6 protein-coding genes and 1 pseudogene are annotated in these 4,339 nt (G+C 76.7%); 4 read left to right on the top strand and 3 right to left on the bottom strand.

All coding sequences use genetic code 11. The features are described 5' to 3' along the window. Nucleotides 1-245: hypothetical protein (locus E2C06_RS38250; protein ID WP_193560540.1), on the top strand; the 245-nt coding region annotated here is incomplete at its 5' end. A 91-nt stretch (nucleotides 246-336) separates the two neighbouring features. Here E2C06_RS38250 and E2C06_RS35505 read toward each other — a convergent pair. Then, a complete protein-coding gene (locus E2C06_RS35505) occupies nucleotides 337-1,593 on the bottom strand; it encodes an MFS transporter (protein ID WP_133293248.1) in 1,257 nt (418 codons plus the stop codon). Next, on the bottom strand, nucleotides 1,593-2,297 hold the full coding sequence (locus E2C06_RS35500; RefSeq protein ID WP_133293247.1) for an ArsR/SmtB family transcription factor: 705 nt from the start codon (nucleotides 2,295-2,297) through the stop codon (nucleotides 1,593-1,595). Before E2C06_RS35500 ends, E2C06_RS35505 begins: the two co-directional genes overlap by 1 nt. A gap of 99 nt (nucleotides 2,298-2,396) precedes the next feature. On the opposite strand from E2C06_RS35500, the gene E2C06_RS35495 reads away from it, so the two are divergent. The 3 genes from E2C06_RS35495 to E2C06_RS35485 all read left to right on the top strand — a co-directional run bounded on the left by E2C06_RS35495 (nucleotide 2,397) and on the right by E2C06_RS35485 (nucleotide 3,436). Next, a complete protein-coding gene (locus E2C06_RS35495; RefSeq protein ID WP_133293246.1) occupies nucleotides 2,397-2,747 on the top strand; it encodes an antibiotic biosynthesis monooxygenase family protein in 351 nt (116 codons plus the stop codon). Between the two features lie 83 nt (nucleotides 2,748-2,830). Further along, a complete protein-coding gene (locus E2C06_RS35490; protein WP_133293245.1) occupies nucleotides 2,831-3,064 on the top strand; it encodes a hypothetical protein in 234 nt (77 codons plus the stop codon). Between the two features lie 36 nt (nucleotides 3,065-3,100). Continuing rightward, nucleotides 3,101-3,436: a hypothetical protein gene (locus tag E2C06_RS35485; protein ID WP_133293244.1), complete on the top strand. Its 336-nt coding sequence runs from the start codon at nucleotides 3,101-3,103 to the stop codon at nucleotides 3,434-3,436. A gap of 228 nt (nucleotides 3,437-3,664) precedes the next feature. On the opposite strand, the pseudogene E2C06_RS38245 reads toward E2C06_RS35485, so the two are convergent. Continuing rightward, nucleotides 3,665-4,339 (bottom strand): annotated as a pseudogene (locus E2C06_RS38245) (hypothetical protein); the annotation flags it as partial.

The following is a 4,339-nucleotide window of genomic DNA, read 5'->3' as shown; positions in this document are numbered from 1 at the left end:
GGCTCCGGGCCGAGGCGGAGGCCGCCGCCCGCCGCGCGGCGGCGGCCGAGGCGCGGCTGGCCGAACTGGCCGCGCCGCGCGAGCGGATCGCGGCGCTGCGGCGGCTGCTGGCGCGCGAGCTCCACCCCGACACCGCCGCGCCACTCGGCGACCCGGCGCAGCAGGCCGCCTATGCCGAGGTCTTCAAGCGGGTCTGGCCGCGGATCGAGCGGGTGCTGGATGGGGCACCGGAGGAGGAGGCTTAGCCGCTATCGCGGTTCGCGTTCGGACATGAACACGGCACCGCTCCTGCCCATCTGCGGATTGCCTTCGGAGCGGATGCACGCGTCCGGGCGGTCACGCCCTGACGCGGCCTGCTCCGGGCCGCGGCGGCGCGTCGCGCCCCGTGAGGTATCCCGCGATGCCGAGCACCAGCGCCAGGGCCAGCGTCCCGAACGCGATCGGCCAAGCGGCCCCGGCGGGGGCGAAGGCCACCGCCCAGCCGGTCATCGCCGGCAGCGCCGCGCTGCCCAGGGTCTGCGCCAGGTTCACCGTGGTCGCGCCGCGCCCGACCAGGTGGTCCGGGAACAGCGACCGCCCATGCGCCACCACCACCACCGGGTAGCAGGAAAACAGGCACAGCCCGACCAGCAGCGCGACGGCCACGCCGAGCGGCGGTTGCGGCCAGAACGCGAGCGCCGCCAGCGTCAGCGCCGCCGCGCCCGCCATCCCGGCGACCAGCCATTTGCGGGTGTTCAGCCGCCGCTCCAGCGGCCCGACGCCGAGCAGCCCGGCGACCAGCGCCAGCCCCATGCCGAACAGCACCGCGCCGCGCGGGCCGGGGGCCAGGCCATGCACCTCGGACAGGTAGGGTCCGGCCCAGACCGCGATCACGGTCGCCATGGCGGCATAGCCGACCAGGTGCATCGCCAGGACCGGCAGCAGGCCGGGCGTCCGCCAGACCGTGAGCTGGCCGCGCAGCGCGCCCAGCAGCGTCTCGGCCGGGCGCGCCGGGGCTGGGCGGTCCGGCGGGTCGTCCCGCACCCAGCCCCACCAGAGCGCGGCGAGGCCGAGGGTCAGCACGCCCGAGAGCGCATAGGCGCCGCGCCAGCCGAAGGCCCCCGCCGCCGCGGCGAAGGGCGCGCCGGCCAGCAGGATGCCGCCCTGGCTGAGCGCGAAGACGCGCGCCAGCGCCGTGGTCAGCCCCGGCCCGGCATGCCAGCGGGCGCAGAGCACGACCGAGGCCATGAAGGAGGCGGCGCAGCCCACCCCCAGCAGGAAGCGCGCGGCGAGGAACCAGCCGGCATCCGGCGCCAGCGCCTGGCCCAGCGCGCCGAGCGCCGCCGGCATGGCCAGCCAGGCCACCGTCCGCCGCGGCCCGATCCGGTCGAGCGCCAGGCCGACCGGCACCTGCAGCAGCAGCAGGGCGAGGAAGAAGGCGCCGTTCGCCGCGCCCAGCAGCCCCGGCCCGCCGCCAAGCGCCGCCGCCAGCTCCGGCCCGACCACGCCGAGCGCGGCGCGGTGGAACTGGCTGGCGCCGGTCATCAGGGCGAGGGCGAGCAGCAGCCGCGTCGCCGGGGCGATGCCGGGCGCGGCTTTCGCATCCAAGGGCATCAGGCGGCGACCCCGAGCGCCTCGCCGAGCCGCCGCGCGCCCTCCGGCGTCACCGTCAGCCGGCGGCGGGCCAGCGGGTCGCCCTGGCCCTCGCCGGGCAGGCGGGACACCCAGTGGCGGCGCAGGCAGCAGGCGGCGATCTCCCGCCCCAGCCCGCCGGCCAGATGCGCCCGGCGCTCCGACCAGTCCATGCAGTCGCAGGCGAAGCGGCGCGCCTGCCGAGCGGCGGCGAGGTCGATGCCGAGCGCCGCCAGCCCCGTCTCCCCGGCCGGGGTCGCCGCCCAGCCGCCGGGGGCGGGGGCGATCCAGCCGCGCCCGGTCAGCCCGGCATGTACGGCGACGCCGAGCCGTCCGGCCAGGTGGTCGTAGCAGAGCCGGGCGCTGCGGAAGGCCTCGCCATGGGCCCAGCGGCGGGGCGGGGGCCCGACCGTGGCGGCGAGGCCGCCCAGCGTCTCGATCGCTGCGGCCACCTCCTCCGAGGCCAGGCGGTGGTAGCGGTGCCGGCCCTGCGGGTGGACCGCGACCAGCCCACCCTCGACCAGCCGCGCCAGATGCGCGCTGGCGGCCGGGGCGCCGATACCGGCGACGCGGGCCAGCTCCCCGGCGGTCAGCGCCTCGCCGGAGAGCAGCGCCTGCAGCATGGCGGCGCGGGGCGGTTCCGACATCAGGGCGGCGGTGGCGGCGAAGGCGGCGGGGTTGGTCATGGAGGCAGCCTAGCCCGGCTTTCGTGCGCGTGCTTCGGGCGCGCGCGAAGGACAGGCAGGCGGCGCTCGTGCCAGTCTGGCCGAAAGGGGAGTGCCGCCATGATTGCCGTGATCTTCGAGGTCGAGCCCGCCGACGGCCGGTTCGAGGACTACCTGGAGCATGCCGCCCGGCTGAAGCCGGAGCTGGAGAAGGTGCCCGGCTTCATCTCGGTCGAGCGGTTCCAGAGCATCAGCAACCCGGGAAAGCTGGTCAGCCTGTCGTTCTGGGAGGACGAGTCGGCGGTCGCCTGCTGGCGCACCCATCCCGGTCATCGCGGCTCGCAATCGGCGGGGCGGGAAGGGGTCTTTGCCGGCTACCGGCTGCGGGTGGCGGCCGTGCTGCGGGACTACGGGATGGCCGAGCGGCGGGACCAGGCGCCGGCGGATTCACGGGCGCTGCACGGCTGGTAGGAGAGGCGCCGCAAAAAGAGCTTGCTCACGGTTTCGTCAGATTGTATTCAATCTGCAGATCGCGGTTCCGTGAGGTTTATCCCATGAGCAACGCCACCCGCCCCCTTTCGCCCGCCGCGGCGGCCGCCCAGGCCCGCCGGTCCAGCCTGGCCACCATCCTCGCGCACAAGGCGCGCTGCCAGGTGCTGCCCCCGCTGCATGACGCCGATGTCGCGGCGATGCTCGCGGCCTTCGTCGAGCGTGGCGGCAAGGTGACGCAGTGCCCGACCGCCTGCGTCCTGCCGGTGCAGAACGGCACGGGCCTGGCCCTCGCCTGACTTCCCAAGCCCATCATCCCGCCAGGAATGCCATTCATGTCCCAGGTCATCCCCTTCCGCATCGTCCCGCCGATCCCGCAGGCCGATATTGCCACCCTGTCGGCCCGGCTGATCCAGGTCGAAACCGCGGAGACTGCCGACGAGGACCTGCTCGACGTGCTGGTCGAGGCCGAGGCGCGGGCGATCACCGCGCTGGCGCGGGCGCCGGCCGGCACCCTGGCGGAGATCCTGGTGAAGCTGGCGACGGTGGTGCGCCGGGCGGATGACGAGCGCGACGGGCCGCTTTCGGCCGGCGAGCTCAGCCTGCTGCGCTCGACCATGCGGGACCTGCAGCGGCTTTCCGCCGCACCGGCCGCCGCCGCCCGCGCCTGATTACGGGGCGGCGCCCGCCGCCGCAGCCCCTGCATGCGGAAAGGCCGGGCATGGCATGCCCGGCCTTCTTGCGTTTCGGCAGTCTGACGGCATGGGGGGGACCGGCCGGTCCTCCCGCCGCGAGCGCTGCAGCGGATCGCGTCCAGGTCCGGCCGCCGATCCGCTCCAGCCCTCCGTTCCCAGGGCAGCGTCACGCGTCGGGACGCTCGCGCCCCGACGCGAGCCTTTCTACCGCTTCCACCAGCCGCGGCGGCGCGGGGCGGTCTCGTCCAGCGCATCGACGCTGACCGGCTGCACCACGGGACCCTGCACCACCGTCTCGGCGGGCTCGGCGGCGGCGGCCGGTGCAGGCACGGGCGTCGGTTCGGGCGCGGCCGGCACGGGCGCCGGCTCGGCGAGCGCCGCCTCGGTCAGGCCGACCTCCGGCGCGGTGGTGATCGCCTCGACCTCGGGGGCGGCCGGCATCGCCTCCGGTTCGGCGGCGACCGGCTCGGCCGGGGCGGGCGCCTCGGCCGGGGGGACGTCGGTCCGCACCGGCTCGGCAGCCACCGGCTCGACCTGCCCCGACTCGACCTGCGCCGGCTCGACCTGCGCCGGCTCGACGGGAGCCGCCTCCATGGTCCTGTCCGCGGGGGCCGCGGCGATCGGGAAGGCGGCGCGGGCACGGCGGCTGGCGGTCGCGGCGGCTTCGGCGGCGGCCTCGGCCGCCTCCATCGCCGCCAGGATGTCGTCCACCTGCCCGGCGAAGGGATCGGCCGGGGTCGGGCCCATGTAGCGCGGCTGCGGCTGCGGCTGCGGTTGCGCCTGGGGCTGCGGGGCGCGCGGCGGCGGGGCCTCCTCGCCCTCGCGGCCATTCGGCGCGCCGCGACCGCGACGGCCACGCCGGCGGCGGCGCTGCGCCTC

This window comes from Dankookia rubra, assembly GCF_004355005.1.
GTDB classification, from domain to species: Bacteria; Pseudomonadota; Alphaproteobacteria; order Acetobacterales; family Acetobacteraceae; genus Paracraurococcus; species Paracraurococcus ruber_A.
The sequence above is the reverse complement of the archived record's forward strand: the minus strand, read 5'-3'. Positions and strand labels throughout refer to the sequence as shown.

What these genes read in the sequence shown, in the direction of transcription:
- E2C06_RS35490 (WP_133293245.1), top strand. Translation starts at nt 2,831, where the DNA reads ATGAGCAACGCCACCCGCCCCCTTTCGCCCGCCGCGGCGGCCGCCCAG.
- E2C06_RS35505 (WP_133293248.1), bottom strand. Translation starts at nt 1,593, where the DNA reads ATGCCCTTGGATGCGAAAGCCGCGCCCGGCATCGCCCCGGCGACGCGG.
- E2C06_RS35495 (WP_133293246.1), top strand. Translation starts at nt 2,397, where the DNA reads ATGATTGCCGTGATCTTCGAGGTCGAGCCCGCCGACGGCCGGTTCGAG.
- E2C06_RS35485 (WP_133293244.1), top strand. Translation starts at nt 3,101, where the DNA reads ATGTCCCAGGTCATCCCCTTCCGCATCGTCCCGCCGATCCCGCAGGCC.
- E2C06_RS35500 (WP_133293247.1), bottom strand. Translation starts at nt 2,297, where the DNA reads ATGACCAACCCCGCCGCCTTCGCCGCCACCGCCGCCCTGATGTCGGAA.